Source organism: Nonomuraea sp. CX421 (assembly GCF_059358955.1).
The window spans coordinates 34,816-60,197 of the sequence record NZ_JCADBK010000037.1; the positions used below are offsets into that span (position 1 = coordinate 34,816).

Consider the following 25,382-nt stretch of genomic DNA (forward strand, 5'->3'; position numbering starts at 1 on the left):
CGCTCGATCTCGTCGTGTGGTTCCGGCGGTGGCCGGTATCGGTTCCGGATGACCGCCGAGCGGGCGGCCTGCCCGGGCGGTGGTGGTGCGGATCGCGTTCAGGCGTGAGGGAGGTCAGCTGGAGCGTTCGGCAGAACAGGCGCCGTCGGGGTCGATGGCACGGTTGACGCGCCTGGTGATCTCGGTGAGCTGGCGGAGCTGGGCCTTGGTCAGGGGGTCGATGACGAGGGCGCGGACCGCCTCGACATGGCCCGGGGCACTGGCCACGACCTTGTCCCAGCCGTCGTCGGTGAGGACGGCCAGCGTGTAGCGGCCGTCGGCCGGGTCGGGTGTGCGGCGTATCCAGCCGCGCTTTTCCAACCGGGAGACCACATGCGACAACCGCGACAGCGATCCGTCGGCCAGTTGCGCCAGCTCACTCATCCGCATGGTGCGCTCGGGACTCATCGACAGGCCGGCCAGCACCTGGTACTCGAAATGGCTGATGCCCGCATCGCGCTGCAGCTGGGCGTCCAGGGCGGCCGGCAGTCTGATCATCGCGCTGGCCAGTCCCAGCCAGGCCGACATTTCCTCCTCGGTCAGCCATCGGGGCTCCTGGGTGCACATGCCTCCACTTTATCTTGAAGCGTCAAGTACGCGCTTGCTTCGATCACTTGACGCTTCAACTCATTTCCCCCTACGTTGAGCATGAAATCTCAAGTGACTCACGTGAGGACCCCCCATGGACATCGCCCTGTGGATCGTCGCCGGCCTGCTCGCTCTCGTCTTCCTGGCCGCCGGTGCGATGAAGCTCACCCAGCCCAAGGACAAGCTCGCCACTTCCGGCCTGGCCTGGACCGAGGACTTCTCCGGGGGCGCCGTGAAGGCGATCGGCGCCCTGGAACTGCTGGCCGCGCTCGGGCTGGTCCTGCCGGCGGCGCTCGGCGTCGTGCCGATCCTCACCCCGCTGGCCGCCGCCGGCCTGGTCCTGGTCATGATCGGCGCTGCCGTCACCCACGCCCGCCGCAAGGAGACCTCGGCGATCGCCGTCAACGTGGTGCTGCTCGTCCTGGCGGCGTTCGTGGCCTGGGGCCGTTTCGGCCCCTACGCCTTCTGACCCACCCTGCGAGTCCTGCACCGCCATATCCCTTGACAAGATCCACCAGCTATACATCAAATTACTTTGATGTATTGTCGCCGTATGGCGAGTTCGCTTCAAGCCGCCCCGGCCTTCGTCCAGCTGGCCGCGCATCCCGTGCGATGGCGGCTGCTGACCCTGCTGGCCGTCGGCGACCACCGGGTCCGGGAGCTCGTGGAACTGGTCGGTCAACCACAGAACCTGGTCTCCTACCATCTACGGCTTCTGCGCGGCGGTGGGCTGGTCACCGCCCGCCGCAGCACCTTCGACGCCCGTGACAGCTACTACCACCTGGACCTGGAACGCTGTGCCCAGGAGCTGGCCGACACCGGCGCTGTCCTGCATCCCGCACTCCGCCTCGATCCGGCCCCGCCGTCGCCACCGTCCTCAGCGGCACATGCGCGCCGACCCGTCGTGCTGTTCACCTGCACTGGCAACAGCGCCCGCTCACCGATCGCCGAGGCCCTGCTGCGCCACCACGCCGGCGGCCGTGTCGAGGTGACCAGCGCAGGCAGTCACCCACGGCCGCGACTGCACCCGTACGCCGTGCAGCTCCTGCGCGAGCGCCACGGCATCGATCTGATCGACCAGCGTCCCCGGCATGTGAACACCGTGGCCGGTCGCCGCTTCGACTACGTGATCAGTCTGTGCGACAAGGTCCGCGAGGTCTGCCCCGACATCGGCGGCCATCCCCGGCGCCTGCACTGGAGCATCCCCGACCCCGCCACGCCCGGCCGTTCCGAGGGGGCCGGCTCCCCCGCGTTCGCCCGCACCATGGAAGAGATCGACACCCGCGTCCGCTACCTGCTGCCCGTTCTCACGCCACAGGAGGTCTCGTCATGACCGCACCCGAACAGCTCGCCGGCGTCCGCTACCTCGTCGATGACGTGGCCGCCGCCGTCGACTTCTACACCACCCATCTGGGCTTCGCCCTGGGCACCAACGCCGCGCCCGCCTTCGCCGACGTGGTACGCGGACCGCTGAGGCTGCTGTTGTCCGGACCGGCCAGCTCCGGCGCCCGCGCCACTCCCACCGGCCTCACCGCCGGTCGCAACCGCATCCACCTCATCGTCGACGACCTCGACTCCGAGATCGGCCGGCTCCGCAGCGCCGGACTGTCGTCCTTCTGCAGCGACGTGGTCGCCGGCCCCGGCGGACGCCAGATTCTGCTTACCGACCCCGCAGGCAACCTCATCGAACTGTTCCAGCCGGCCCCCGCTCCGGCCGCCACCGCCTCGGCCGGGCCCTGATCACCACGATCCCCGCGACCAGCACCGACAGTCGTGACCCGCGGGCCCGTGTCCGCCGCGACGGTAGCGAGATCGGCATCAAGGGTGCTGCCCGGGGACGTGCTGGTCGCGCGGCCGAGCGAGAAGGTCCCGGTCGACGGCATGATCCTGACCGGATGGCGGCGTTCCGGATGTCAGCCCCTCAGCTTGTTCTTTATCGTCCGGATCGTTGTGCTGAGCGGCTGGTTGATCGTTTCGCGGACAGCAAGACGGCCTTGAGTGATCATGTGCGGTGTCGAGTCGCTGCCGATCGCTACAAGGCCGTGAGGGTGAGTCTGCTGAACGATGCCGCCTGTGTCGAGTCCTCCAGGGTGTTGTCCCGGTTCCGGAACGACGTCTACGCCTGCCTTCGCGCGCGGGCTGATGCGTTGTTCGAACTGACCGACGCGCTGTTGTGCGCGCCGGGGCCGGTCCACTCGCCGGTGGATCTGACCTTGTCACCGGAATACCGGCGCGGGCACGGCGCCTTGTACGGCGGGCTCAACCACGGCCGGATCGACGTGGAACAGCTGCGCGAGGTGCTGGCCAGGCTGCTGCTGCCGCGCTGGCCGGACGGGCGGATCGTACTGGCGGTGGATGTGTCGCCGTGGCTGCGCTCGGACGCCGCTTGCTCGGCCAAGCGGCTGTCTTGCCACGTCTACGGCCGGGCCAAAAGCGCCTCGCAGTTCATCCCGGGCTGGCCATACTCATTTGTCGCGGCGCTGGAGATGGGCCGCAGTTCATGGACGGCGCAGCTGGACGTGGTGCGGCTCGGTCCCGTCGACGACGCCACCGCCGTCACCGCCGCCCAGCTGCGCGGCGTCATCGAGCGGCTGATCTCCGCCGGCCAGTGGAACAGCGGCGATCCGGACATGCTCATCGTGGCCGACGCCGGCTACGACATCCCCCGCCTGGCCTATGTCCTGCGCGACCTACCAGTCGAACTGCTGGGACGCATCCGGTCCGACCGGGTGCTGCGTCTGCCCGCCCCGCCACGATGCTATGACCCCAAGGGTGGCCGGCCGCCCAAGCATGGCGGCGAGTTCGCTCTGGCCGACCCCGCCACCTGGCCAACCCGCGGTGACCACGGTCACCGACACCACCCACTACGGCAAGGCCGAGGCGAGCGCCTGGGACCGGCTCCACCCGCGCCTCACCCACCGCGCGGCCTGGCTCGACCACGAAGGCGAGTTGCCTCTCATCGAGGGCACCCTCATCCGGCTGAAGGTCGAGCATCTGCCCGGCGACCGTGACGCCCCGCCGGTCTGGCTGTGGTCCTCCAAGACTGGCGCCACCGGCGCGGATGTGAACCGTTGCTGGCAGGCGTTCCTGCGCAGGTTCGACTTGGAGCACACCTACCGCTTCTGGAAGCAGACCCTCGGCTGGACCCGGCCCCGCATTCGTGCCGCCCAGGCCGCCGACCGCTGGACCTGGCTGCTCGTCATCGTCTGCACCCAGCTCCGCCTGGCTCGCCTCCTGGTCAAGGACCTGCGTCACCCGTGGGAGAAACCGGCCTGCCCGGGGCAGCTCACCCCCGCCCGGGTCCGGCGCGGGTTTCGGAACCTGCGTCCCGCACTCGCCCAACCGGCCAGCGTACCCAAACCCTCCAGGCCCGGCCCGGGGCGCCCACCCGGCATCCCCAACCGCCGGCCCGCCACCCGCTACGACGTCGGCAAGACCGTCAAACGCGGCCGCACCCTCGCAGCCCTACAACAACCCGGACGATGAAGAACAAGTTAGGCGTGTGAACATCCCGGCGCAGCCGAGACGATCTCGTGCTCGGCCGCGCCGACGTGGCTATGAGGTAGCGATCAGTCGGCCCGGCCGCCGGGGTCGGACCTCGTTCCCGTGTCGAACCTCGCCGTCACGGGCGCGGTGCTCCAGTCGCTCACCTCATCACCCCTGTCGACGCGCAGCAGCCGCGCCTGCACGACGTCCATCAGCTGGTCGGCGCCCGGCAGGAACTCCGGGCCGTTGACGAAGTGCATGACGGCCCCGACGACGTCCTGTCTGTCGTCCTCGTCGAGGTCCTCGGCGTCGAACGGTCTCCAGCCCGTCGCGGTGGCCGCCGCGAGAAGGCGCGCCGGGTCGTGGACGTGCACCTCCAGCAGGCTGATCGTGCGTACGACCGGCCCTGGGAAGGCGTCGAGGCGGGCGTCGCCCGGCGTGCGGCTCTCAAGGTCGCCACCGAGGCCGGCCGAGTCGCCGCGGCCCCGCCGCAGGGACTCCCACGTGGCGGCGAGCTCGGGGGCGTCGGCCCAGGTCCCGTTCACGACATCGGCCAGCGTACGACGGAAGGAGGCGGCGGGCGCGTCGGGCAGAGCCGCTGCGATCCGCTCCGACTCAGCGCGGGCGGCGGGGCCCAAGCCGTTCTCCACCACCGAGGAGAGCAGGTAGGCGGCGTGCTGAGCAAGGGCGGGATCGGTACAGGTCAGTACGGCATGCAGGGTCGCGGGCTGGCCAGAGCGCTCGACGAGAGCGAGCACCCTGCTCTTGGCGCGGGTGTGCTCACAGTGGAAGGCACGAGGGACGGCAGAGGTCATGACGGGTTCTCCATCAACGTGAGGTACGTGGAAAACCGCTGGTGGGCGCGGTACGGCCACGCCCCCTGACGGAGAAGTCCTGCCCGCTGGTGCTGCTGGTACGGCCAGCTGCCCGGTTCGGTGTTCGCATCGTACCGCTTGGGTGTTGTTTTGGGTGACTACGCGTCGACTAGACCACCCGGGGGTTGAATCGGTCGCGAGGGTGGCTCGTGCGGATGAGCGATGAGCGCGTCGCTCAAACGAGTCGAACCACAAGACCTAGCAACGAGGAGTTGAGCAGGTCGACCACCCCAAGGCGTTGTTCATTAGTCCAGACGAGCGCAACGGTCTGGTGGATAAAGAACAAGCTCAGAAGGTGTCTTTGAACCCCGTCACTATAAGTGATCTTGTTGACTTCCCTAAAATGTCCGGTCGCAAAGAGCCGACCGCCGCCACACAGAACTCGGTCCTGCATGATCCACTGCTCGCCCTCTACTGGACGCCTCGCAGGAGGCGGTGACGGTCCTGCGCCAGGCCCTCCCGTCACCGTGATGAGGCGATAGCGGGCTTCAGATGCGGGGCCGAAGGGTGCGCCGGACAGCGACGCCGCCCAATGCGAGAGCGGGGATGAGCAGGATTTCCGCCTCGGTCCATTGGAACTGCCAGAACCTGTCCGCGGGGTGAAACTCGGTCACCTGTCGATAGCCGTGGCTGAAGGAGCATCTGGCGTACTTCTTGGTCGTCTCGTCCGTCCCGCAGGGGCCGGCGAGCGCGAGCCCTCTCTCCTGAGAGGTGTACTTCACGCCGTCTCCGTCGATCCAGTAGCTCGTCACGTACAACGAGTCATCTGGTGTGGGGTCGTCCATGACCGTGGCCTGCACGGCTCGCTCCGGTGTCGCGTAGGAGGACGGCGCCCTGAGGAGTCCGAAGAATGCCAACGCGCACACCGCCAGGGTCACCGCCATCGCCGGCAGGGTCCGCCGGAAGAGCGCGCCCGTGGCCATGCCGAGCACGAACGCGGACAGCCACCACGCCGCCGGCAGGATGCCGACAACGCGGAACCAACTCATGTCGAAGCGGTCGACGTTGTAGGGGGGAACGTCGAAGGTGGCCAACCAGGGCTCCACGATGGCGGCCAGTACCAGCCCGCCGAGCGTGACCGCGGCGCCGAGCCCGACGGTCTTGGCCGCCAGCCAGCGGCGCCGCGTCACCGACTGGGTCCAGGTCAGCTGGTGCGTGCCCTGTTCGAACTCCCGGGCCAGGAGCGGAGCGCCCCAGAAAGCGCCAATCACCGCCGGAGCCAGCAGCGAAAGCCATCCGAGGAGTTCACCCACCAGCCGTATGCGCTCGTTCATCTCCCCGAGGTAGGCGCTGCACGCGGGCGTGTCCGCCATGCAGTCGGTCGCCGGAGCGTTCTGGGCGGCGAACTCGGCTGTGCCCAGAGCGCTGATGAGCAGAACCACGCCGAGGACGGCCAGCAGCGCCGTGGTGAGGAGCACCTGCATGCGGTGCTGCCGCCAGGTAAGCCACAACACTTCCATGTCTCCTAAGCGGTCAGGTAGTGGTCAGGGTCGGACGAGGCAGCGCCGTGGTGTCGGGGCGGCGCAGGTAGGCCAGCACCAGCTCCTCCAGGCTCACGCCGGACACTTTCCATCGCGGGTCGTGCAACGGCGTTCCCGGGCCGGTGCGGGCCAGCAGGTCGGCCTGCCGTTCGCTGCGGCTGTCGCTGATCACCGGCATCCGGGCCGCCATCCCGTCGGCGAGCTCGGCCGGACCGGACAGCATCCGGTGGGCGGCGAGCAGCTCGTCGACCTCGCCGCTGATCTGGACCTGGCCGCGGTTGAGCACCACTAGCCAGTCGCAGGCGTTGGTCAGGTCGGACACCACGTGGGAGGACAGCACGACGGTCATCTGCGTCTCGGCCACGGCCGCCATCAAGGAGCGCATGACGTCGTGCCGGGCAACTGGGTCGAGGTTGGCGAGCGGCTCGTCCATGACCAGCAGATCCGGCCGCTTGGCCACGGCTATGGTCAGCGCGACCTGTGCCTGCTGACCTCCGGAAAGCTTGCCGACCTTGCGGTTCAAAGGGATGTCCAGTTCCGCCAGCCGCTGCCGGGCCAGGGCGTCGTCCCACCCCGGATTGAGATGGTGTCCGAAGCGGAGCATCTCAGCGACGGTGAAGCCGTCGTAGAGGGGTTTGTCCTGGGCCAGGAACGCCACTCGCGCGAGGGCCGCCGCCCGCTGCCCAACCGGTTCGCCGAAGACACGCACGCTGCCCCGGGTGGGGGCGATCAGGCCAGCGACCAGGTGCAGGAACGTGGACTTGCCCGCGCCGTTCGGTCCGACGAACGCGACGACCCGGCCGGCGGGGACGGACAGCGTGCACTCGCGCAACGCCCACGTGCCCCGATACCGCTTGGCGAGCCTCATGGCCTCCAGAGCCGTCGGGCTCTGTGCGGGAGCGGTGAGCTCACCGGATCCGCCGCCGAACATCCTCACTGTCCGACCCACCGTCATGCGATCCCCTCCTGGGGGGAGTCGGCGAGCACCGAGGCGAACAACGCCTCCATATCCCCTTGGTCGAGCCCCGCTTCACGGCAGCCGCGCACCCACCGGGCGAGGTCGCTGCGGAACCGGGTGTGATCGGCCGTGGATCCGCCGCCCAGGGACCGCCGCACGAACGTGCCCAACCCGGGCCGGCCGACGACGAGGCCCTCGTGTTCCAGTTCGCGGTAGGCCTTGGCCACTGTGTTCGGGTTGATCGCGAGGTCGCTGACGACCTCTTTGATCGTCGGCAGCCGATCGCCCGGCATGAGCACACCGAGCCGCAAGGCGTGTTTGACCTGATGCACCAGTTGCAGATATGTCGCCACACCGGAGCTTGGGTCGAGGCGAAGCTTGATCACCGCAATACCCTTTTCCTATTAGATTAGTAAAAGGGTATTGGTGTCCACGATCTTCGTCAACTCGGCCTCCTGGCCTCTCGCGCGGGTCGTCGTCGCCATTTCCTGGAGCCAAGTTCGTCCGTTCGATCGCCGCGTGCGTCGCCGGGGGCGCCCAGATGGCGCTTCAGCACGCCGTGGAACTGGTGTCCCTGTGGCCCGGGAATGACCTTGGAGCCGAGGCGAACCGTCTGGTCGGCGCTGAGTGGGACACGGCGCGCGGGGAGGCCCCGTCCCACGTTGCCGACCTGATGGACAAGTACGAGGGTGAACAGATCTACGAGAACTCGGTCTCGGCACTGGCCGCGATGCTGGCTGCGGGCCAAGCGTGCGCACAGGTCTCTCCCGATCGCTGGCAAGGAGGTCCTGAACTGCCCCGGCTCGTGACGCGGTTGGCCATGCTAGAGGGCGTTGCTCTCGAGCAGGACCACGAGGCGGCGGCTTCCTGAGCTGGCGGCCCTCTTCAGGCGGCCTGCGGAACAGACGCTGGCCCTCGGGTCCATGCCGGCGGCCTCTTCCTGGTCAGCCGTCTGGTCATGAGCGTGATCGAGGCAACGGTCAGGTGGGCTTCGCTGTGCGAGGGCTTGCGTTCAAAGTCGATCACGTTGCGGCGGGCGTTCATCAACCACCCGATCGCGGCGGGCCCACTCCACCAGCGTCCCGGCGTAGGCGCTGTCACCCCAGATGAGGGTGAGCTGCGGGTGCAGCATCCGCATCCGGGCCAGTAACTCCCGGGCGGCGTCGTGGTCGGGCTGTCCCGCGGCCGTGACCATGACCATCATGAGCAAGCCGAAGGCGTCCACGACCAGGTGGCGCTTCCTCCCCGGCACCCTTTTCCCGGCGTCATAAGACCGGGAGCGGCCGGTGACGGTGGGTGCGGCGCGCACCGACTGGGAGTCGATGACGCCCGCGACCGGGTTGGGGCAGCGCCCGGCGCGCAACCGGATGGCGCGGCGAAGCTCATCACGGACCCGGTTGAAGACCCCGGCTCTGGTCCAACGGCTGAAGAACCCGAACACGGTCTGGTAAGGCGGAAAGTCCGCGGGCAAGGCCCTCCATTTGCAGGCGTTGTCGATCACGTACCTGATCGCGTCGAAGATGTCGCGGCGGTGGTGCCTCTCCGGCCGCCCGCCCGTGCGCGTCCGGCAGGCGGGCACCGGTAGGAGAGGCTCGATCAGTGCCCACTCCTCATCGCTGGTGTCGGACGGATAGAGGCGCCTGCGCATCGGCTCACGCTCGCCCGGCCTTGTTGAGCAGGCTCAGCGCCACCTGCACCACGTTGAGCTGGCCCAGCACCAGGTTGACCCACTCCGCTTCGGGTCTGCTGGCCGCGTGCGGTGCCACCGTCGCCGACAGCAGCCGGCTGATCCAGGTCAGCTCGGTGCGCATCCGCGAGCGCTCGTAGGCGATCCAATCATCGGGCTGGGAGGAGAAGCGGTAGCCGTCGGCGTAGGTCCAGATCAGCGGGGTCAAGTGGGCCATCGCCGAGACCTCCCGGATGTAGAGGATGCCCTTGCGGACCTGAAAGAGGCTCAGTTTGGTGGCGCCGACCAGTTGCCGGGCGGTCAGTCCGGCCGGGCGGGCCTCCAGCAGCGCGAGACGAACCTGGTCGCCGCAGACGTTGGCGGCCAGGCCCCTGGAGGGCATGGCGCTACTCGCCGCGCAGCAGCCGGGCCAGGCCCTCGTCCAGGCTCACGTCGCCGGACTCGACGGCCGTCTCCAGCCAGTCGGCGGTCGCGCGCACCCGGCCGAGATTGCGTGCCACGGTGGCCATCTCCTCGGTGGTGAAGGCGTGCCCGCGCAGCGTCGGCAGCACCCGGCCCACCGCGGCCACGAACACCGAGCACGCGCCGACCAGCTCGATGAGGTCGCGGCTGCGCTCGATCCGGGGCAGTGCCGGGGTGCGCTCGCGGACCGCATCGCCGGCCTGCCGGGCCTGGTCGACCTGCGCACGGTTGACCAGATGCCGGGCGGTGGTGTCGGTCATCGCCTTGAAGGCGACTTCCGGGCGGCGCAGCAGATCGGTCGCCACGGCGGCGGCGACCTGCTCATCGCGGGCCAGGTCGTGGATGCGCTCGACCTTCTGCTGCACCGAGGTGGTGTCGGCGAACTTCTGGTCGACGGCCTGCTTGGCGGCCGTGTCGGTCCACCGGTGCTTCCTGGTGCGCTTGTTCAGCGGAGGCTTGGTGATGCGCTCCCACCGCTCCTCATCGTCGCGGAGCGAGGCCAGCGTCTTGTGAATGTAGTACGGGACCCCGTGCCGGCGGTGCTGGGCCGGCCAGCGCGAGGCCACCCAGCGGTGGGTCTCCAGTGTCTTCACCGGAATGGCGAGGTCGTCGGCGAACAGCTGCAGGGATTCCACGACGCCGAACAGCGCCTCGCCCCGGTCCGGGTGCGCGCCGCCGTGCGGCTGCATCGGCTCGATTTCCAGCGCCAGGTCGCCGAGCTCGAACTGGGAACGGGTCTGGAGTTCAACCAGCTCCCGGCCGCGAGTGACGATCTGTTCGTACCGCTCCTGGCTGACGTGACCGATCATGGTCGGCATGCTCCGCTCTCCCCACGCACGTGACGTACGGGACAACGGCGGGATGCGGACCACCAACACCAAGCATCCTATTGATCACGTCTAGTGACAATCCCTGGCAAACAAGGTCTTTTGGTGTTTCCCTAACGATCATCAACGGATTAGAGACACCTCCTCAGGTGCGTCCGGATCAGATGGCGTTGGTTCGCGCCGCGGTGGCCGCCAGCGTGGTGTAGGGCATGGTGAAGCCGCCCCCGATCTCATCGATGGCGGCCCCGACGCCTGCCAGCACCTCGGCCAGCCTGTCAGCCGGGAGCCGGGTGAGGCCGCCGGTCGTGGGCAGCAGATCCAGCCACTCGTCGCGGGTGTAGGAGTGCTCCCAGTCGAATCGCCACTGCTCCGGGTCGCCGAACTCATCCACCTGTCGGATCCCGTCAGCGAACGTGGTGAACATCGCCTGGTAGATGGCCGAAGCCTGCCCCGGCGGCTGGTCATTGAGCGGCGAGTCGGGCACCACCCGCCGATAGACCGCCGTGAAGGCGTCCGCGACGGCGGGCGGAGGATCGAATACATGCGCGAACACCGCCAGCCGCCCGCCGGGCCGCAGCATCTGGGCCGCCTTGGCCGCGCCCGCGACCGGGTCCACCCAGTGCCAGGCCTGGCCCGCGATGACCGCGTCGAACGCTCGGCCGGCCGGATCCCAGGTCTCGAACGTCGCCACCTCGACCTCGACCCCGCTGCGCCGCGCGAACCCGACCATCCGCGGGTCCGGGTCGACGCCCAGCACCGTGCAGCCGGCCGCCTGGAACTGCCGGGCCTCGATGCCGGTGCCGCACCCGACGTCGAGGACGTCGGGCCCGGGACTGGCGGCGACGATCCGCTCCACCAGGGCATCGGGGTAGCGAGGGCGGGCCCGGTCGTAGCGTTCGGCGTCCACCCCGAACGACTCCGCGATCTGCCGGGCCCGGTGAGGCTCATTCTCGGAGGGGCGTGATCGCTCCTGCGGTATAGTGGGCATGCGCCCACCATAGTGGGCGACCGCCCACTCGACAACCGGCTAGCAATAAGCGGTGAGCGTAAGGAGGAGCACGCGGTGCCGACCGGGGTGCACATCCGCGACGCGCGACGCCAACTGTTCGACGCCGCCGAGCGCGTCCTGCTCCGGGACGGGCCGACCGCGCTGACCAGCCGCGCCGTCGCCACCGAGGCGGGCGTCGCCAAGGGCGTCCTGCACCGTCACTTCGCCGACTTCGACGCCTTCCTCGCCGAGCTCGTGCGGGACCGCATCGCCCGGATCGACGACCAGGCCGCCGCCCTGCGCCGATCCGCCGGCACCGGCACCGTCGCCGGCAACCTCACCGGCGCGCTGACGGATCTGTTCGACCCGGTCGCGACGGCAATCGTCGGTCTCGTCATCTTCCGCGACGAGCTGCGCGCCCGGCTGCGTCACGGCAGGCCAGGCCATGGCATCCCGGTCCTGGCGGAGGCCGCGGTCATGCTCGCCTCCTACCTCGACGACGAGTGCGCGATGGGCCGCATCGCAGCCGACGCCGACGTCGACACGCTCGCGCTCTCACTGATCGGCGCCGGGCACCTGCTGTTCGCCGGCCGCGAAGGCGCTCCCCCGGAGACCGGAGCCGTCGACAAGGTCGTGACCACGGTCATCGCCGACGTCCTGCAAAGACGGCTGCTGTAAGAGCCACCTCGGAGAGGCGTCGGGTCCAGCCGAGATACGGGTAAAACCGGCCATGAGTCGATCTCATAAGCTGACCCCGCCGACCCGCTGGAGCGCTATCTGCTGGTCGCCTTCGCCTACGGCTGCAACCTGGGCGCCGCCCAGGCCGCCCGGCCTCTGGGAGGGCACATCAGCGCGCACGAGCTCTCCTACACCGTCCGCAAGCACGTGACGGTGGCCAGCTTGAACAAGGCGATCGCCGACGTGGTCAACGCCTACCTGCGGCTAGATCTGCCCCGGCTGTGGGGAGAAGGCAACGCGGTGGCCGCCGACGGCCCCAAGTACGACATCTACGCGGACAATCTGATCGCCGAGTACCACATCTGCTACGGAGGCTACGGCGGGATTGCTTACCACCACATCGCCGACAACTACATCGCGCTCTTCTTCAGATTCGTACCGTGTGGGGTGTGGGAGGCGGTCTACATCATCGAGGGGCTGCTGGAGCAGGAGAGCGAGGCGGCGCCCAAGGAGATCCATGCCAATGCGCAAGGCCAGAGGTTCCCGGTCTTCGGTTTAGCGCATCTGTTCGGGTTCGAGCTGCTGCCGCGTATCCGCAACTTCCGGGACCTGACCTTCCACCGGCCCGAGCCAGGGGTGCGCTATCGGCACATCGACGCGCTGTTCGGCGACCCGATCAACTGGCAGCTGATCGAGGACCACTGGCAGGACCTGATGAAGGTCGCGATCTCGATCCGGGAAGGCGAGGCGGTCCATCGCGCCGACGTGGCCATCATGTCCCCCTACCAGGAAGACAACGTTCGCCGCTTCGGCGAGTACATCTACGACCTAAACGCGCCGCTGGACGATATGGACGTTCATCTCGATCTGGGCGAGGAGACGGGTGTGGTGTGAGCACCTTGGCAGGCTGAGGCTACGGCGTGGGGCTTCAACCACGTGCGATGAGTGGGAGCAGCAGGTCATCGACGACCGACTCGATCTGCTCGTCGGTGCTCTTGGGCTGTCCGCTGACGCAGTGGTAGAGGAGCATCGCGGGCCCGGCCGCGGCGATGGCCGTCTCGCTCGCACCCGGTGCGGCACCTCCGTGTCTCCTGATCAGTTCGACGATGCCCCTCTCGCAGGGCACGGTCACCGACTCGTGGAAGAGCACGCGAAGCTGGGTAGTCTGCTCATCCCCCGCGGCCGCCACCGCCTGGAAAGCGGTGCCCTTGGAGTCGTACAGCGCCTGGTTGAGGTACCGGAGCAACATCACCAGACCGTCGCGGAGCGGCATGTCCGGCGAGGTCTCCGGTGGCGCGGGAAGCAGGTCACGCAGCGCGTCGCGCACTAGCTCGTCTTTGTTGCGCCACCGCCGGTACAGGGCCGCCTTGCCGGTGCCCGCCGCGGCGGCGACCCGGTTGGTGCTCAGCTTGGCGTAGCCGACGGTGCCGAGTTGCTCGATCACCGTGTCGAAGATGACCCGCTGCAGCGCCTCACCGCGCCGTCGCGTGGAGGGCGGCTCTGGTCGCGCCGGTCGCTGCGCCGATGTGGTCATCATCGACACCTCCTTCACACCGGACCGGGTTGCGTCCCCACCCTACCGGCCCCATATAGTGAACCACCTAGTTCCCTATTTGGATGCTCTGGTCCGGAGGAGAAGAGATGTCGAGCCCACCCGAACGATCCGCTGCTGAAGCACCGGCGGCCGCCGCCGAGGCCGAGCCGAAAGCCGCTGATGTGAAACTGACCGGCGTCGCCGCGATAACCCTGGCCGTGATCGTTTCCTGTGAACTGGTCCTGATGCTCGACGCCACGATCATGAACGTGGCCCTGCCCGAGATCCGCGGCGGCCTCGGGTTCACCCCCGCTGGACTGTCCTGGGTCACCAATGCCTTTTTGCTCGCCTACGCCGGCCTGATGCTGCTCGGCGGGCGCGCCGGCGACATTCTCGGCCACCGCCGGGTGTTCCTTGCCGGCATGGTGCTGTTCACCGCCGCTTCCCTGCTGGGTGGGCTGGCGCCCAACCCTGAAGTGCTTATCGTCGCCCGCGCCGCGCAGGGTCTCGGCGCTGCGCTGGCCGCGCCGAGCACGCTGGCCTTGCTGACCACCAACTTCCAGGGCGGCCTGCAGGCCAAGGCGCTAGGCGTCTACTCCTCCGTCACCGCCTCCGCCATGACTCTCGGCCTCATCCTCGGTGGCGTCATCACCACCGCACTGTCGTGGCGCTGGGTGCTGTTCATCAACGTCCCGATCGGGCTGTTCGCCGTCCTGATCGCACCGCGCTATCTCGCCGAGTCGCCGCGACGAACTGGCCGCTTCGACGCGGCCGGGGCGCTGACGTCGATGTCCGGGCTGGTCGCCGTCGCCTTCGCGCTGGTACGCACCGCCGAGCACGGCTGGCGGGACCCGGCCGCGCTCGCCGCGCTGACGGCCGGGATCGTGCTGCTGGTCGCGTTCGTACTGATCGAGTCACGGACGCGGCAGCCGATCATGCCGCTCCGGCTGTTCGCCGACCGCACCCGCGCCGGCGCTTTCGCCGCCCTCCTGCTGATCCCCATGGTGACGATGAGCATGCAGTTCTTCATCGTCCAGTTCCTCCAGCAGGTGCTGAACTACAGCCCACTGCAGGCTGGACTGGCATTCCTGCCCATGGCGATCGGGATGCTGCTGACCGCACAGAACGCCTTACCAGCCATCGCCAAGTTCAGCGGCAAGACGGTCGCGCTCATCGGCGTGGCCTTGCTCATGACCGGCGTCGCGTGGCTCGTCCCGATCTCGGCAACCACCGGCTATGCGGCCGGCATCGCCGGTCCCCTCCTGCTGACCGGAGCGGGGCTGGGATTGGTGGTCGTGCCGTTCAACATAGCGATCATGTCCACGGTCGACCCTGCCGAGTCGGGAGCCGCCGCCGGGGTGCTCCAGACCGCGATGCTCACCGGCGCATCACTCGGCATCGCCGTACTGTCCGCCGTGTACGCCTCAACCATCAAAGACAACAGCGACTCCGCGACGCAGCCCACGGTCCACGCCATCGCTGACGGTATGGGAACCGCCTTCACCGTCAGTCTCACCTTCGCAGTCGCCGCTCTCTTGATCACCCTTCTGGTGGTCAAGCGAACGGGTGCACGATGAGAATGGGCACCACTGTTTGAGCGCCTAGCCACCTATCCGGCCGATCCCCTGACTGACCGCCAGGCTCGCGATTGGGCCGTGCGCGATTACCGGATGTGGCTGCTGCGCGACGGGCCGGCCAGGCGCAGCCGCGTCTACGTCAGCTCCGTTCTCACCGCGCTGACGACTTCCACGTCCGCCGGGGCTTGGGCAAGGCCGACGTCGCCCGCGAAGACCTGCCCAAGAACGCGCCGCGCGCGCTGGAGGAGCGCGCCCGCATCCGCTGGCTGCGCGCCGTGGAGGCGCACCTGTCGCCCCGGGGCCGGTGCATCGCGCTGATCCCGTACTACGCCGGCGCGCGCATCAGCGAGGCCGTCCGCCTCGATACGGGCGACGTTCAGATGTCAGCCCGCAAGGGCCGGCTGCGCCCGGCACGCCCTCGATGTCGGCTGCGGAGAGGGCATGCTCGCCCGCGAACTCCAGCGGACCGTGCCGCGCGTCACCGGCGTCGACCTCCACGCGCCCAGCATCGACCAGGCCCGCGACCATCCGGACGACGTCGACTACATCCTCGGCGACTTCCTCACCCACCCCTTCGAACCCGCCTCGTTCGACGTCATCGCGTCGGTGGCCACCCTGCACCACATGGACGCCGCCGCCGGGTTGGCCCGCATGCGCGACCTGCTGCGCCCCGGCGGCGTCCTGGTCGTCGTCGGTCTGGCCCGCAGCACCATGCCCGACGACCTGCCGCGCGACCTGGCCGCCGTCGTCGTCGGCACGCTCCACCGCATCGTGAAGGGCCACTGGGAGCACCCCCTCCCCCGTGGTGTGGCCGCCACCGGTGACGTACGCGAAGATGCGGGCGTTGGCCGCCGAGATCCTGCCCGGCTCCCGGTATCGCCGGCACCTTCTGTTCCGCTACAGCATCACCTGGCGCAAGCCGCGGGACTGAGCTCGGCCGGCTGACATGCGCGGGCAGTTGACGGTCGCCACGCGGGCGGCGAGTCCGTCGAGCGGATCGGGCTATGCGGTGCCGGGACGGCGCATGCTTCCTCGCGGGGTGAAGGTGAACGTGTCCTTGAACGGTCCCCTACCGCAGCGGACGGCCAGGAGGATGGGCTCGTGGTAGGCCGGTGGCCAGGTCGGCCCGGTTTCCGGATCGGTTCCGTTCCAGAGATGGAAGAAGACCATCGGCTGGGTCACCCGCTCGGTCGCGTAGGCGAGCGTCTTGCCGTAGAGGGCGTTGCCGCCGCCGAAGAGGACGGAGGGCGGACCGAACGTCTCCCGCACTTCGGTGAGCGTACGATCTTGAACGACCCAGAGGGCCACTTCACGGCGTATGGACGCGTATTCCGCAGTCGTCAGCGTTCGGTCGACGTCCAGCCAGCCGCGATCGCGGACGAACTCCGCGTAGATCGAGGCGACGCCGGACTCGTAGTCGCCGGCCACCACGGTCGTGAACGCTCCGGTCACACCGAGCGCGTCGCGGGCGCCCCGAGCTTCCAGCACCCGGAGTTCCTCCGCCCATGCCGCGTCATCGCGTTCGGCGTACGTCAGGTGATCGAGCAGCAGTCGTAGGGTCATCTCTCCGCCGAACATGCCAGGACGGCGAAGTGCCTGGTTGAGCCGGTCTCTCAGGTAGGCGCGGATCTCGGCGGAGGAGCGTGGCCCAGGAGGTGTCTGCATGGCGCACCGTTCTCGTCTCGTTCTGGTCCGCCGAATCGCCATTCTGTCGTGAAATCAACGCAAATCGGTGACCGGAATCTCCTGATCATGGTTTTTTGATCAAGCTACGTTTCCTGGTGATCATGACGCACAGTCATGTGTCTTGTCCCCCTCGGAAAAGAGACAGCGGCTGATGCGCGACCATCCCCCTCGATCGGTCCCTGTGACACGGCGGACCATGCTCCGCGTGTCCGGCGCCGCCGGATCCACCCTGATCATCGGCATGACCCGCCCTGGCCGTCCTGGCCGAGGAGGATCCGCGCTTCGCCGGGGCCCTGCCCGCCGGTCCGGCGGTCACCGGAGTCCTCAACAGCGGTTTCGCCCCCGAGCGCAGCGTCCATGACGGACGGCTCCTGGTCGGCGACGCGGCCGGACTGGTCAACCCCTTCACCGGCGAAGGGCTCAGCTACGCCGTGCAGAGTGCCCTGCTGGCCGCCCGGGCTATCGCCGACCATCCCGACGATCCGGGCGCGGCGGGGCGAACCTACACGCGGCGGCTGTCCGCCACGTTCGTCGGCTACTTCGAGACGGCAACGCACGCCGCCCGGCGCTACCACCTGGCCTGGCGCGTCCTCGTGGCCACGGCCGGCGACGAGCGGCCCGTCTCGGCGAAGGTCCGGCGGGCCGTGCTGACGCCGGAGGGGTTCTCCGGGCTGACGGCCGCCGATCTGATGCCGCTGCCCGCACCCGACGTGGCGCTGCTCGGGCCGTTCCTGCTCGCCTGTGACGAGGTCGCGGTCAGCACCGTCCGCAAGGAATGGCCGTTCATCGCCCGCCTGCTGATCGCCGGAGAACAGGCCCCGCACCAGCGGCTGCGGCCCGCCGTGCCGTTTTTCGCCGCCTTGCTGGCCGGTGGCAGACCGCCCGACGCCACCTCCGCCACCCTCGCCGCCGCGATCGAGCTCGCCACCCTCGGGGCGCTGGCCTTCCTCGGCCCGATGCCCCCGCGCGCGGCACCGGGCAGGCGGGTGGACTGGGCCGTCGCCAGCACCGTGCTGGCCGGCGACTTCCTTCTGGCGCAGGCATCGCGGCTGGTGGCGGCCTCGGCGCCGGAGGTGTCGTGGTCCTTCGCCGACTGGCTGGGTGAGCTCGCCGCGCTCCGCTCCGCCAGGATCGACCCGGCCGGCCGGTCGCGGGCGGGAGAGGTGTTCGCCGCGTTGCTGGAGTTCCCCTCCCGCATCGGGGCGCAACTCGGCGGGGCGTCGCCCGAGACCATCCGCGCGCTGCGGGACTTCGGCAACCACAGCGGGCACGCCTTCCTGCACGCCGAAGAGGTCCTGGCGGTGCGCGGCGAGCGGACCCGGCTCGACGTCGCGCTGCCCGGGATGCTCTCCGGACGGCTCTCGGCCATCCCCGACGCGCTCCCGGGGATCACCGGCGACCTTCTCGCCGGTGACCCGGACGCCCGATCGAAGGCCCTGGACCTGGCCGTGACCGCCTGCCATGACGCCCACCGGGCGGCTCTGACCGCTCTGGAGGACGTTACGCATCCGGTGTCCGCGCGCATGCTGCGGAGCTTCGTCGCGACCGTGTGCGCCCCCTGCGCATGCTGAAGCCGCCCGCTACGGCGGTGGCGTTCAGCGCGGGATCGCCCAGTCCGGCTCCCAGGTCTCGGCGGCGTCGTGGCCGGCCCCTGCGGCGGCGAGGTGGGCGCGGAGGGTGGCCAGCGCGGGGTGGGGGTTGTCGCGGTGCCACAGGAGCGAGTGCGGATAGACGGGCATGGGGTTGGTCACCGGGATGCGGCGCAGGCCGTGGCCGGCGGGCCAGACGAGGCGGGTCTGCCCGCCCATGAAGGTGGCCAGGGCGGGGGTGTCGGCGATGGTGTCGAGGAGGGCGTCGGAGCCGAAGTTGGGGCCGGTCGCCTCGATGGTGAGGCCGAACTCGGCGACGAGGTCGTCGTAGTAGGCGGCCCATTCGGTGCCGGGGACGATGCCGGGCATCCAGATCCGGTGCCCGGCGAGCTGGGCGACGGTCACCGAACGGGCGGACGCCAGCGCGTGGGCGGGCCCGGTGAGGAGCTGGAGTGGCTCGTCCAGCACCCGGACGGCCTCGATGTGCTCGGGAAGGGGCCGGCCGGGCACGGCGACGGCGCGGAAGGACGCGTCGATCACACCGGACCGGAGGGCGGCGACGGCCGCCTCGATGTCGAACAGCATCACCACGTCGAGCTCGACCTCGGGATGCGCGCGGTGAAAGCCGCGCATCAGGCCCGACGCCGCGCCGCGCGAGGCGATGATGTCGACGCGCAGCGGACGGCTGCCGGCGCGGACGGACGCGACCGCGCGCTCGGCGACGCGCAGCAGTTCGCGGGCGTGGGGCAGGAACGCCTGCCCATCGATGGTGAGCTCGGCGCCGCGCGGCGTGCGGCTGAACAGCCGCACGCCGAGGTCGCGCTCCAGTGCGGCGATGCGCTTGGAGACGGCCTGCTGGGTGACCGCCAGCTCGGCGGCGGCCTCCTGGAACTGCCCCGCGTCGGCGGCGGCGACGAATGTCCGGACGGTGTCGAGGTCCATGCGGGACACCCTACTGATACAACCATTGGTTGTGGCTAAGCGACCTTGCGGTTGTTTGATCTCCTCGTATGCCGCGCGCTTTGATGATCGTGATCGCGGATCGGTTGTGCGGCGGAGTGGTGAGGAGCGTCGGCATGCGGAGCGGGCACCGGCTGGGGCGGCAGTTCGGGTGGCTTTGGGGAGCGTACGGGACCAGCGCGCTTGGCACGTGGCTCGCCTTCGGCGCGTTCCCGCTGATCGCGATCAAGGTGTTGCACGCCGGGCCGGCGGAGGTCGCGGTGTTGTCCTCCGTAGGGGCTCTGGTGGGCGCGGCCGTGGCGGTGCCGCTGGGCCCGTGGGTGGAGTTCCGCCGCAAGCGGCCGGTGCTGATCGGGATGGACCTGGTGCGGTTCGCGGCGCTGCTGACGGTCCCCGCCGCGTTCGCGCTCGGCGTGCTCTCCTTCATCCAGCTCCTGCTGGTCTCGGTCGTCGTCGCGGCGGCCGACATCACCTTCCGCGCGGCCTCCGGCGCGTACCTGAAGACGCTGCTGCCGGCCGAGGACCTGCTCGTCGCCAACGCGCGATTCGAGTCCACGACCTGGACGACCACGATCATCGGACCGCCGCTGGGCGGTGCCGCGATCGGGATCCTTGGTCCGGTGGTGACGGTGGTGGCCGACGCGGTCAGCTACCTGCTCTCGGCCCTGGGCATCCGCGCGATGGGCGGCCAGGAGCCGCGGCCCGAGCGCCGCGAGGGCGCGCGCCTGCGGCCCGGGGATCTGCTCAACGGTTGGCGGTACATCCTCGCCGACGCGACGCTGCGTCCGCTGTTCTTCAACACCGCCTTGTTCAACGGCCTGGTGCTGGCCATCGACGCGCTGCTGGCCGTCCTGATGCTCGGGCACCTCGGGTTCACGCCGTGGCAGTACGGTCTCGCCTTCGCCGCGCCCGCGATCGGCGGGCTGCTCGGTTCGCGGCTGGCCCGGCCGCTCGTCACCCGGTTCGGGCAGTACCAGGTCCTGGTCGTGGCCGGGACGCTGCGCGCGATCTGGCCCGTCGGGCTGGCCTTCCTGGGGCCGGGCGCCGGAGGGCTGCTGCTGGTGATGGGCGTCGAGCTCGGGCTGATCTTCTGCTGCGGGGTCTTCAACCCCGTCTACGCCACCTACCGTCTCCAGCGCACCGCGAACGACCGGGTCGCCCGCACGCTGTCCGCCTGGTCGGTGACGACCAAGGCCTCGACCGCGCTCCTGACGGCCGTATGGGGGGTGCTGGGCGGCCTGCTCGGCCCGCGCACGGCCATCGGCCTGGCCGGCGTGCTCCTGCTGGCGACCCCGCTGCTGCTCCCCCGACGCGCCGTGTCGCCCCTCGCCGAGCCGGAGCCGGCATGCAGACCTCCAGCACCGAGGGACGGAGCGCCGAGGGCTACGAGCTGACGTTCGCGGTCAACCACCTCGCCCACTACCTGCTGGCCCGGCTGCTGGTGCCGCGCATGGCCGACCAGGGCTGCCTGGTGATCACCACGAGCGAAACACCTGATCCCGCCATCATCCCGATCGCGCCCAACCGTCAGTCGACGCGTTCTCGCTCGGCGGCCGCGGCGTAGGCGGCGTCGAGGCGCTCGAACGGGCCTGGACCGTCGTGCGGCTTCGGCGGAGCGCCGAGGTGGCGGACGCGAAGCTCGTCCATGAGCTCCTCGACGAACGCCGGACCCTCATCGCGCATGAACTGCTGCCGGCTCCGGAGCTCGTCGCTGCCCGGGCGCCAGTCGAGGCCCCAGTTGCCGAGGGCGTACATGATCGGAAGAGTCTGGATGCCGGCTTCAGTGAGGCTGTAGCGGGCGCGCTGCCCCCGCACGGCGGTGCCGCGGGTAAGAATCCCCGCCTCGACGAGCCGTACGAGACGGTCGGCGAGGATGTTCGAGGCGATGCCCTCGACCGACCCGGTGAGCAGCGCCCGGAAGTAACGGCGGTCGCCGAAGATGACGTCGCGCAGCACGAGCAACGACCAGCGATCTCCGAGCACCTCGACGGCGGCGTTGATCGGACAGCCGGACCGTGGTTCCACGATTCCTCCTTGACAGGTATTTCGCTCCCAATATAGTAGTTGCAGAATGCAATCACTTTTGGAAGAGGAGCTGATGGGTCGCTTCGTCTACTCGATGCAGGTATCCCTCGACCTGCGGATCGAGCAAGTTCCGGGGGACAATGGCGCCGGCGAGTGGCTGCGCATCGACGAGGAACTGCACCGCGAGGCCAACGCGCAGACACGGGCGCTCGCGCTCATGGTCCACGGCCGGGTCTACTACGAGGTCATGGAGGAGTACTGGCCACGGGCGCAGGAGGACGCGTCGCTGCCGGATGTCATGCGTGAGTACGGCGAGATCTGGACCGCCAAGCCCAAGGTGCTCGTCTCCCGCACCCGCCGCACCGCCGACCACAACACCCGGATCATCGGCGGAGACGACGCGATCGAGCAGCTCGCCGCCCTGCGGGCCGAGACCGACGGCAGCATCAGTGTGGGCGGCGCGGCGCTTGCGACGCAACTGCTCCGGGCGGGGCTTCTTGACGAGTTGCTGCTCTTCACCCATCCCGCGATCCTCGGCTTCGGCAGGCCGCTGTTCGACGACTACGACCTGCCGACCGATCTCGACCTGCTGGAGCAGCGATCCTTCGAGCAGGGCGTCACGATGCATCGCTACGCCATCCGGGACGCGAAGGAGGCGATCTCATGCTGACGCAGGTCGCGGAGGGTGTGCTGGTCCATCAGAGCGAGTTGCTGCAGAACAACACCGTTGTCGTGCAAGGCCGGGCCGGCGTGTTGCTCGTCGACCCCGGGATACAAGGCTCCGAAATGGCCTGCCTCGCGAACGACCTTCGCGAGCTGGGCCGGCCCGTCGTGGCAGGCTTCTCGACGCATCCTGATTGGGATCACGTGCTCTGGCACGCCGAGCTCGGCGAAGCGCCCCGTTACGGCACAGCCCGCTGTGCGGCTCATATGCGAGATCTGCGGTCGAACGCGGGCTGGGAGGCGCGCGTCGCCGAGGGATTGCCGCCGGAAATCGCCGAGGAGGTACCGCTGGACCTGTTCGGCCTTATTACCGGGTTGCCCGCCGGAACTACGCGCATTCCTTGGGACGGCCCTCAAGTCCGGATCATTGAGCATCCGGCTCATGCCCCGGGCCATGCGGCGCTGTTGGTCGAGGAGCGCGGGGTTCTCGTCGCCGGCGACATGCTGTCTGATGTCCTGATTCCGATGCTCGACGACTTGAACGGCACCAACGACCCGATCGAGGAGTACCTTGTCGGGCTGCGGCTGCTCGAGGGCGTGGCGGGCGACGTTGATGTCGTCGTCCCCGGTCACGGGTCTGTCGGCGGAGCCGATCAGGTACGGGCACGGATCGAGCTCGACCGCGCGTACGTGCATGCCCTGCGGGACGGCCACGCTCCCGACGACCCGCGGCTCGGCCCATCGGCCAAGCCCGGCTGGGAATGGGTAGGCGACATTCACGCAGGGCAAGCCCAGAGCCTAGCCCGAAGACGCGAGCGCGACGGGACGCCCGGCTAGCGAGCGGTGCGCGACGCAGCCCGTGGGAGATCATCGGGTCGATACCGGCGCACCCGCACCTGCCGCGATCATGATAAGTAGGCACAATATGGAATTCTTCTGTTACCACCGCGACCGGCCCGGCTCCGCGGCGCTGCGCGAGAAGCTTGCCGAGGAGCACTGGTCCTACATGGACCGCTACGCGGCGCAGCTGATCGCCCGCGGCCCAACCCTCGACGGCGACACGGCCACCGGCAGCGTGCACATCGTCGACCTGCCGGACCTCGCCGCCGCGCGGGCGTTCGCCTTCGATGAGCCCAACTTCCAGGCCGGCGTGTACCGTGACGTGATGCTGCGCCGGTGGCGCAACGTGCTGGGTCGCACCATGTGGGACTTCCCCGGTGGCCGCGAAGGCGGCAACCGCTATCTGGTGCTGGGTCTGGCCTGCGGACAGGCCGCCGACCTCGTCCCACCGCCCGACCGGAGGGACGAGTTGATCGCCTACGGGCCGCTGTCGTCCGACGACGGCGCCACCTGGCTGGGCACGGCGGCCCTGGTCGAGGCGCAGGGCCCGGACGCGGCCCGCACAGTCCTGACCCCGGACCGGTATGCCGCTATCGAAGTTCACGAGTGGGAGTTCGGCGGACGACGATGATCAGCACGTGACCATCACCGGCAGGCGACGCCACGTCGCTGCCCGGCGCCCGACCAAGGGCGGCTATCGGCGTCGCACGCAGAGATTTCCGTGAAACCCCGGATCAGCGCCTACTTGGCGGCTGGTGGCACCTTGGTTGACGGCACTCCCTCTCGGTAGTGCGCCTCCACGGGCCAGCGAATCACGACTCGTCCCGGCGGGCTTGCAGCTCGGCGGCCACCGCCCGTTCGCGCAGCTCGGCGGCCTCAGCACGGGCGGCGTCGAGCTGCGCCCGGATGTCCTCCAGCCGCGCCCGCTCCAGCCGCAGATCACCCTGTAGCTGATCCCGCTCGCCCGCGACGACGTCGGCGCGGGCCCGTTCCTCCGCCACTCCCTCCTCGGCCCGCGAGAGCGCCGCCGCAGCGGCGCCCTCGGCTTCCTTGATCCGCTCACCCATCGCGGCCAGCTCCCGTTCGACGTCCTTCCTCGCCCGGTCCGCGGCCGTCACTTCGGCCGCGGCGGCCTCGCGCGCCTGCGCCACGTCGTTGAGCGCGACGGCCCGGTCCCGGTCGGCCTCCGCCGCCTTCCGCTCGGCGCCCTCGGCACGGGCGACGGCTCGATCGCGTTCCTGGGCGGCCGCTTCCGCCCTGGCCTGCGCCGCTGCCAGCTCCCGCTCGGCCTGCTGCCTGGCCCGCCCTGCCGTCGCGACCTCAGCGCGCGCCTCGTCACGTTCGGCCCGAGCCCGCTCGGCCTCCTCCCCTGCCCGTACGGCCCGCGCCTCCGCCTCATCCGTACGCTCTTCGGCAGCCTCAACGCGTTCGGCCAGCTCCTGCACCGCCTGAACCCTGGCCAGCTCCGCCAGCTCGGCCCGCTGCAGCGCCTCGTCGGCCCGCCGCTCGGCCAGGTCGGCCCGTCGGCCGGCCTCGTCAGCGCTCTGCTGGGCCTGCCGCTCGGTGCTGGCCGCCTCCCGCAAGGCGGCCAGCGCCTGCTCGCGGGCCCGCTCGGCATCCCGCAGCGCGGTGTCGCGCTCGCCCTCCGCCTCCTCGACCCGCAGCCGCATCGCCCCGGCCTCGCGGCGCGCGTGCTCGGCTGCTTCCCGCGCCAGCCGTACCTGCTCGAACGCCTGCTCCCGCTCGGTGCGCGCGATCGCGACGCGCGTGTGCGCCTCCGCCTGCACGGCGCTCAACCGGGCCTCCACCCCGGCCGGGCTCAGCTCCTCAGCCAGCACCCGGGCCAACGGCTCGATCGCCGAGGCCAGGCCGCTCTCCATCCGGTCGTACAACTGCTCGGCCCTGGCCAGCGCCCCCTCCAAGCCGGGAGTCGCCCGTCGCAGCTCGCGCTCCCGCTTGGCCGCCGCTTGGCAGTCCCCCTCGGGACAGTACGCCTTGGGCCGCCCTCTCCCCTGCCGCTGCTCGATCGGCGCACCACAGTGCTTGCAGGGCGTCACCACACCGCTCTCAGTCACCGCAGCACCGTACCATTTTTTGATTTTCTAGAAATTAGAAATCAGAAAATGAGATCTGTTGCGTCAGCAGAGATCCGGCCAACTTGCGAGAAGGCAGAATTCCCACAAGTAATAGAGAAGCGAGACGACAGACAGCGCGTCTTCGACGGCCCGTGAAGTGCGGATTGCCACGAAGTTGTCCTCGGGTTATGCCACTTGGTGTCAGTGGGAGTGCCACGAGGTGTCAGCAAGATCCTTTGAGTGGGCGCTTTCGTGGACGCGTCCTTACGGTCAGTAGAGGTCGCTTTGGCCGCGCCCAGGGAGATGGTGTTTGAGAAGGCCACCTGTAATCCGGTGGACTATTAGGAGGCAATCGCCTCAATGG

General features: G+C 69.5%; 30 protein-coding genes. 16 read left to right on the forward strand and 14 right to left on the reverse strand.

Going from position 1 to position 25,382, the window contains the following annotated elements; all coding sequences use genetic code 11:
- Window positions 1–114 precede the first annotated feature (114 nt).
- Window positions 115–606 carry a MarR family winged helix-turn-helix transcriptional regulator gene (locus tag AC5L3X_RS37190; protein WP_494863354.1) on the reverse strand — a complete coding sequence of 164 codons (492 nt, stop codon included), beginning with the start codon at window positions 604–606 and terminating at the stop codon, window positions 115–117.
- 115 nt (window positions 607–721) lie between these two features.
- On the opposite strand from AC5L3X_RS37190, the gene AC5L3X_RS37195 reads away from it, so the two are divergent.
- The 5 genes from AC5L3X_RS37195 (at window position 722) to AC5L3X_RS37215 (ending at window position 4,113) form a co-directional block, all read left to right on the forward strand.
- A complete protein-coding gene (locus AC5L3X_RS37195; RefSeq protein ID WP_494863356.1) occupies window positions 722–1,096 on the forward strand; it encodes a DoxX family protein in 375 nt (124 codons plus the stop codon).
- An 84-nt stretch (window positions 1,097–1,180) separates the two neighbouring features.
- Window positions 1,181–1,960: an arsenate reductase/protein-tyrosine-phosphatase family protein gene (locus AC5L3X_RS37200; protein WP_494863358.1), complete on the forward strand. Its 780-nt coding sequence runs from the start codon at window positions 1,181–1,183 to the stop codon at window positions 1,958–1,960.
- A complete protein-coding gene (locus AC5L3X_RS37205; protein WP_494863360.1) occupies window positions 1,957–2,367 on the forward strand; it encodes a VOC family protein in 411 nt (136 codons plus the stop codon). The genes AC5L3X_RS37200 and AC5L3X_RS37205 overlap by 4 nt, the downstream gene beginning before the upstream one ends.
- Before the next feature lie 155 nt (window positions 2,368–2,522).
- On the forward strand, window positions 2,523–3,638 hold the full coding sequence (locus AC5L3X_RS37210; protein WP_494863362.1) for a transposase: 1,116 nt from the start codon (window positions 2,523–2,525) through the stop codon (window positions 3,636–3,638).
- Window positions 3,577–4,113 carry a hypothetical protein gene (locus AC5L3X_RS37215; protein WP_494863364.1) on the forward strand — a complete coding sequence of 179 codons (537 nt, stop codon included), beginning with the start codon at window positions 3,577–3,579 and terminating at the stop codon, window positions 4,111–4,113. Before AC5L3X_RS37210 ends, AC5L3X_RS37215 begins: the two co-directional genes overlap by 62 nt.
- A gap of 83 nt (window positions 4,114–4,196) precedes the next feature.
- Here AC5L3X_RS37215 and AC5L3X_RS37220 read toward each other — a convergent pair whose 3' ends face one another.
- From AC5L3X_RS37220 to AC5L3X_RS37235, 4 genes are all read right to left on the reverse strand, one after another.
- Window positions 4,197–4,928 (reverse strand): hypothetical protein, encoded by a 732-nt coding sequence (locus AC5L3X_RS37220; RefSeq protein WP_494863365.1) that lies wholly within the window; start codon window positions 4,926–4,928, stop codon window positions 4,197–4,199.
- Between the two features lie 548 nt (window positions 4,929–5,476).
- Window positions 5,477–6,448 (reverse strand): ABC transporter permease, encoded by a 972-nt coding sequence (locus AC5L3X_RS37225; protein WP_494863367.1) that lies wholly within the window; start codon window positions 6,446–6,448, stop codon window positions 5,477–5,479.
- Between the two features lie 13 nt (window positions 6,449–6,461).
- Window positions 6,462–7,424: an ABC transporter ATP-binding protein gene (locus tag AC5L3X_RS37230; protein ID WP_494863369.1), complete on the reverse strand. Its 963-nt coding sequence runs from the start codon at window positions 7,422–7,424 to the stop codon at window positions 6,462–6,464.
- Window positions 7,421–7,813, reverse strand: a complete 393-nt coding sequence (locus AC5L3X_RS37235; protein WP_494863371.1) for a GntR family transcriptional regulator — start codon at window positions 7,811–7,813, stop codon at window positions 7,421–7,423. Before AC5L3X_RS37235 ends, AC5L3X_RS37230 begins: the two co-directional genes overlap by 4 nt.
- Window positions 7,814–7,968: 155 nt before the next feature.
- Between AC5L3X_RS37235 and AC5L3X_RS37240 the strand changes: the two genes are divergently transcribed.
- A complete protein-coding gene (locus AC5L3X_RS37240) occupies window positions 7,969–8,298 on the forward strand; it encodes a hypothetical protein (protein WP_494863373.1) in 330 nt (109 codons plus the stop codon).
- A gap of 141 nt (window positions 8,299–8,439) precedes the next feature.
- Here the strand turns inward: AC5L3X_RS37240 and AC5L3X_RS37245 are convergent, their stop codons facing one another.
- The 4 genes from AC5L3X_RS37245 to AC5L3X_RS37260 form a co-directional block, all read right to left on the reverse strand.
- Window positions 8,440–9,075 (reverse strand): IS5 family transposase, encoded by a 636-nt coding sequence (locus AC5L3X_RS37245; protein WP_494863375.1) that lies wholly within the window; start codon window positions 9,073–9,075, stop codon window positions 8,440–8,442.
- Between the two features lie 4 nt (window positions 9,076–9,079).
- Complete coding sequence (locus AC5L3X_RS37250; protein ID WP_494863376.1) at window positions 9,080–9,496, reverse strand: hypothetical protein; 417 nt, start codon at window positions 9,494–9,496, stop codon at window positions 9,080–9,082.
- Window positions 9,497–9,500: 4 nt separating this feature from the next.
- A complete protein-coding gene (locus tag AC5L3X_RS37255) occupies window positions 9,501–10,394 on the reverse strand; it encodes a DUF6192 family protein (RefSeq protein ID WP_494863378.1) in 894 nt (297 codons plus the stop codon).
- A gap of 169 nt (window positions 10,395–10,563) precedes the next feature.
- On the reverse strand, window positions 10,564–11,391 hold the full coding sequence (locus AC5L3X_RS37260) for a class I SAM-dependent methyltransferase (RefSeq protein WP_494863380.1): 828 nt from the start codon (window positions 11,389–11,391) through the stop codon (window positions 10,564–10,566).
- A gap of 75 nt (window positions 11,392–11,466) precedes the next feature.
- Here AC5L3X_RS37260 and AC5L3X_RS37265 point away from each other — a divergent pair, with 75 nt between their 5' ends.
- Together AC5L3X_RS37265 and AC5L3X_RS37270 are read left to right on the forward strand one after the other, a co-directional pair.
- The gene (locus AC5L3X_RS37265; protein WP_494863381.1) at window positions 11,467–12,069 is read left to right on the forward strand and encodes a TetR/AcrR family transcriptional regulator; all 603 of its coding nucleotides are present in this window, start codon (window positions 11,467–11,469) and stop codon (window positions 12,067–12,069) included.
- A gap of 87 nt (window positions 12,070–12,156) precedes the next feature.
- Window positions 12,157–12,963: a Tn3 family transposase gene (locus tag AC5L3X_RS37270; RefSeq protein ID WP_494863403.1), complete on the forward strand. Its 807-nt coding sequence runs from the start codon at window positions 12,157–12,159 to the stop codon at window positions 12,961–12,963.
- A 34-nt stretch (window positions 12,964–12,997) separates the two neighbouring features.
- Here AC5L3X_RS37270 and AC5L3X_RS37275 read toward each other — a convergent pair whose 3' ends face one another.
- Complete coding sequence (locus tag AC5L3X_RS37275) at window positions 12,998–13,606, reverse strand: TetR/AcrR family transcriptional regulator (RefSeq protein ID WP_494863383.1); 609 nt, start codon at window positions 13,604–13,606, stop codon at window positions 12,998–13,000.
- A gap of 104 nt (window positions 13,607–13,710) precedes the next feature.
- Between AC5L3X_RS37275 and AC5L3X_RS37280 the strand changes: the two genes are divergently transcribed.
- Window positions 13,711–15,180: an MFS transporter gene (locus tag AC5L3X_RS37280; RefSeq protein WP_494863385.1), complete on the forward strand. Its 1,470-nt coding sequence runs from the start codon at window positions 13,711–13,713 to the stop codon at window positions 15,178–15,180.
- Between the two features lie 363 nt (window positions 15,181–15,543).
- Window positions 15,544–16,125 carry a class I SAM-dependent methyltransferase gene (locus tag AC5L3X_RS37285; protein WP_494863404.1) on the forward strand — a complete coding sequence of 194 codons (582 nt, stop codon included), beginning with the start codon at window positions 15,544–15,546 and terminating at the stop codon, window positions 16,123–16,125.
- 57 nt (window positions 16,126–16,182) lie between these two features.
- On the opposite strand, the gene AC5L3X_RS37290 is transcribed toward AC5L3X_RS37285, so the two are convergent.
- Window positions 16,183–16,845, reverse strand: a complete 663-nt coding sequence (locus AC5L3X_RS37290; protein WP_494863386.1) for a hypothetical protein — start codon at window positions 16,843–16,845, stop codon at window positions 16,183–16,185.
- Window positions 16,846–17,297: 452 nt separating this feature from the next.
- Here AC5L3X_RS37290 and AC5L3X_RS37295 point away from each other — a divergent pair, with 452 nt between their 5' ends.
- Complete coding sequence (locus tag AC5L3X_RS37295) at window positions 17,298–18,437, forward strand: polyprenyl synthetase family protein (RefSeq protein WP_494863387.1); 1,140 nt, start codon at window positions 17,298–17,300, stop codon at window positions 18,435–18,437.
- 24 nt (window positions 18,438–18,461) lie between these two features.
- Here the strand turns inward: AC5L3X_RS37295 and AC5L3X_RS37300 are convergent, their stop codons facing one another.
- Complete coding sequence (locus tag AC5L3X_RS37300) at window positions 18,462–19,397, reverse strand: LysR family transcriptional regulator (protein WP_494863389.1); 936 nt, start codon at window positions 19,395–19,397, stop codon at window positions 18,462–18,464.
- Between the two features lie 134 nt (window positions 19,398–19,531).
- On the opposite strand from AC5L3X_RS37300, the gene AC5L3X_RS37305 reads away from it, so the two are divergent.
- Both AC5L3X_RS37305 and AC5L3X_RS37310 read left to right on the forward strand, forming a co-directional pair.
- Entirely contained in the window at window positions 19,532–20,809 is a 1,278-nt protein-coding gene (locus AC5L3X_RS37305) for an MFS transporter (RefSeq protein ID WP_494863391.1), read from the forward strand.
- Window positions 20,761–20,979, forward strand: coding sequence for a hypothetical protein (locus AC5L3X_RS37310; RefSeq protein WP_494863393.1), 219 nt, complete (start codon window positions 20,761–20,763; stop codon window positions 20,977–20,979). The genes AC5L3X_RS37305 and AC5L3X_RS37310 overlap by 49 nt, the downstream gene beginning before the upstream one ends.
- On the opposite strand, the gene AC5L3X_RS37315 is transcribed toward AC5L3X_RS37310, so the two are convergent.
- Window positions 20,943–21,440, reverse strand: a complete 498-nt coding sequence (locus AC5L3X_RS37315) for a winged helix-turn-helix transcriptional regulator (RefSeq protein WP_494863395.1) — start codon at window positions 21,438–21,440, stop codon at window positions 20,943–20,945. The genes AC5L3X_RS37310 and AC5L3X_RS37315 overlap by 37 nt on opposite strands.
- 46 nt (window positions 21,441–21,486) lie before the next feature.
- On the opposite strand from AC5L3X_RS37315, the gene AC5L3X_RS37320 reads away from it, so the two are divergent.
- The 3 genes from AC5L3X_RS37320 to AC5L3X_RS37330 all read left to right on the forward strand — a co-directional run bounded on the left by AC5L3X_RS37320 (window position 21,487) and on the right by AC5L3X_RS37330 (window position 23,574).
- Window positions 21,487–22,110 carry a dihydrofolate reductase family protein gene (locus AC5L3X_RS37320; RefSeq protein ID WP_494863397.1) on the forward strand — a complete coding sequence of 208 codons (624 nt, stop codon included), beginning with the start codon at window positions 21,487–21,489 and terminating at the stop codon, window positions 22,108–22,110.
- Complete coding sequence (locus AC5L3X_RS37325; RefSeq protein WP_494863398.1) at window positions 22,104–22,940, forward strand: MBL fold metallo-hydrolase; 837 nt, start codon at window positions 22,104–22,106, stop codon at window positions 22,938–22,940. Before AC5L3X_RS37320 ends, AC5L3X_RS37325 begins: the two co-directional genes overlap by 7 nt.
- A gap of 88 nt (window positions 22,941–23,028) precedes the next feature.
- Window positions 23,029–23,574, forward strand: coding sequence for a YciI family protein (locus AC5L3X_RS37330; protein WP_494863399.1), 546 nt, complete (start codon window positions 23,029–23,031; stop codon window positions 23,572–23,574).
- 181 nt (window positions 23,575–23,755) lie between these two features.
- Here the strand turns inward: AC5L3X_RS37330 and AC5L3X_RS37335 are convergent, their stop codons facing one another.
- A complete protein-coding gene (locus tag AC5L3X_RS37335) occupies window positions 23,756–25,018 on the reverse strand; it encodes a coiled-coil domain-containing protein (RefSeq protein ID WP_494863400.1) in 1,263 nt (420 codons plus the stop codon).
- Between the last annotated feature and the right edge of the window lie 364 nt (window positions 25,019–25,382).

Coding starts and splice junctions, on each gene's coding strand:
- AC5L3X_RS37190 (WP_494863354.1), bottom strand. CDS start 606: ATGTGCACCCAGGAGCCCCGATGGCTGACCGAGGAGGAAATGTCGGCC.
- AC5L3X_RS37195 (WP_494863356.1), top strand. CDS start 722: ATGGACATCGCCCTGTGGATCGTCGCCGGCCTGCTCGCTCTCGTCTTC.
- AC5L3X_RS37200 (WP_494863358.1), top strand. CDS start 1,181: ATGGCGAGTTCGCTTCAAGCCGCCCCGGCCTTCGTCCAGCTGGCCGCG.
- AC5L3X_RS37205 (WP_494863360.1), top strand. CDS start 1,957: ATGACCGCACCCGAACAGCTCGCCGGCGTCCGCTACCTCGTCGATGAC.
- AC5L3X_RS37210 (WP_494863362.1), top strand. CDS start 2,523: ATGGCGGCGTTCCGGATGTCAGCCCCTCAGCTTGTTCTTTATCGTCCG.
- AC5L3X_RS37220 (WP_494863365.1), bottom strand. CDS start 4,928: ATGACCTCTGCCGTCCCTCGTGCCTTCCACTGTGAGCACACCCGCGCC.
- AC5L3X_RS37225 (WP_494863367.1), bottom strand. CDS start 6,448: ATGGAAGTGTTGTGGCTTACCTGGCGGCAGCACCGCATGCAGGTGCTC.
- AC5L3X_RS37230 (WP_494863369.1), bottom strand. CDS start 7,424: ATGACGGTGGGTCGGACAGTGAGGATGTTCGGCGGCGGATCCGGTGAG.
- AC5L3X_RS37240 (WP_494863373.1), top strand. CDS start 7,969: ATGGCGCTTCAGCACGCCGTGGAACTGGTGTCCCTGTGGCCCGGGAAT.
- AC5L3X_RS37245 (WP_494863375.1), bottom strand. CDS start 9,075: ATGCGCAGGCGCCTCTATCCGTCCGACACCAGCGATGAGGAGTGGGCA.
- AC5L3X_RS37250 (WP_494863376.1), bottom strand. CDS start 9,496: ATGCCCTCCAGGGGCCTGGCCGCCAACGTCTGCGGCGACCAGGTTCGT.
- AC5L3X_RS37255 (WP_494863378.1), bottom strand. CDS start 10,394: ATGCCGACCATGATCGGTCACGTCAGCCAGGAGCGGTACGAACAGATC.
- AC5L3X_RS37260 (WP_494863380.1), bottom strand. CDS start 11,391: ATGCCCACTATACCGCAGGAGCGATCACGCCCCTCCGAGAATGAGCCT.
- AC5L3X_RS37275 (WP_494863383.1), bottom strand. CDS start 13,606: ATGATGACCACATCGGCGCAGCGACCGGCGCGACCAGAGCCGCCCTCC.
- AC5L3X_RS37280 (WP_494863385.1), top strand. CDS start 13,711: ATGTCGAGCCCACCCGAACGATCCGCTGCTGAAGCACCGGCGGCCGCC.
- AC5L3X_RS37290 (WP_494863386.1), bottom strand. CDS start 16,845: ATGCAGACACCTCCTGGGCCACGCTCCTCCGCCGAGATCCGCGCCTAC.
- AC5L3X_RS37300 (WP_494863389.1), bottom strand. CDS start 19,397: ATGGACCTCGACACCGTCCGGACATTCGTCGCCGCCGCCGACGCGGGG.
- AC5L3X_RS37305 (WP_494863391.1), top strand. CDS start 19,532: ATGCGGAGCGGGCACCGGCTGGGGCGGCAGTTCGGGTGGCTTTGGGGA.
- AC5L3X_RS37310 (WP_494863393.1), top strand. CDS start 20,761: ATGCAGACCTCCAGCACCGAGGGACGGAGCGCCGAGGGCTACGAGCTG.
- AC5L3X_RS37320 (WP_494863397.1), top strand. CDS start 21,487: ATGCAATCACTTTTGGAAGAGGAGCTGATGGGTCGCTTCGTCTACTCG.
- AC5L3X_RS37325 (WP_494863398.1), top strand. CDS start 22,104: ATGCTGACGCAGGTCGCGGAGGGTGTGCTGGTCCATCAGAGCGAGTTG.
- AC5L3X_RS37330 (WP_494863399.1), top strand. CDS start 23,029: ATGGAATTCTTCTGTTACCACCGCGACCGGCCCGGCTCCGCGGCGCTG.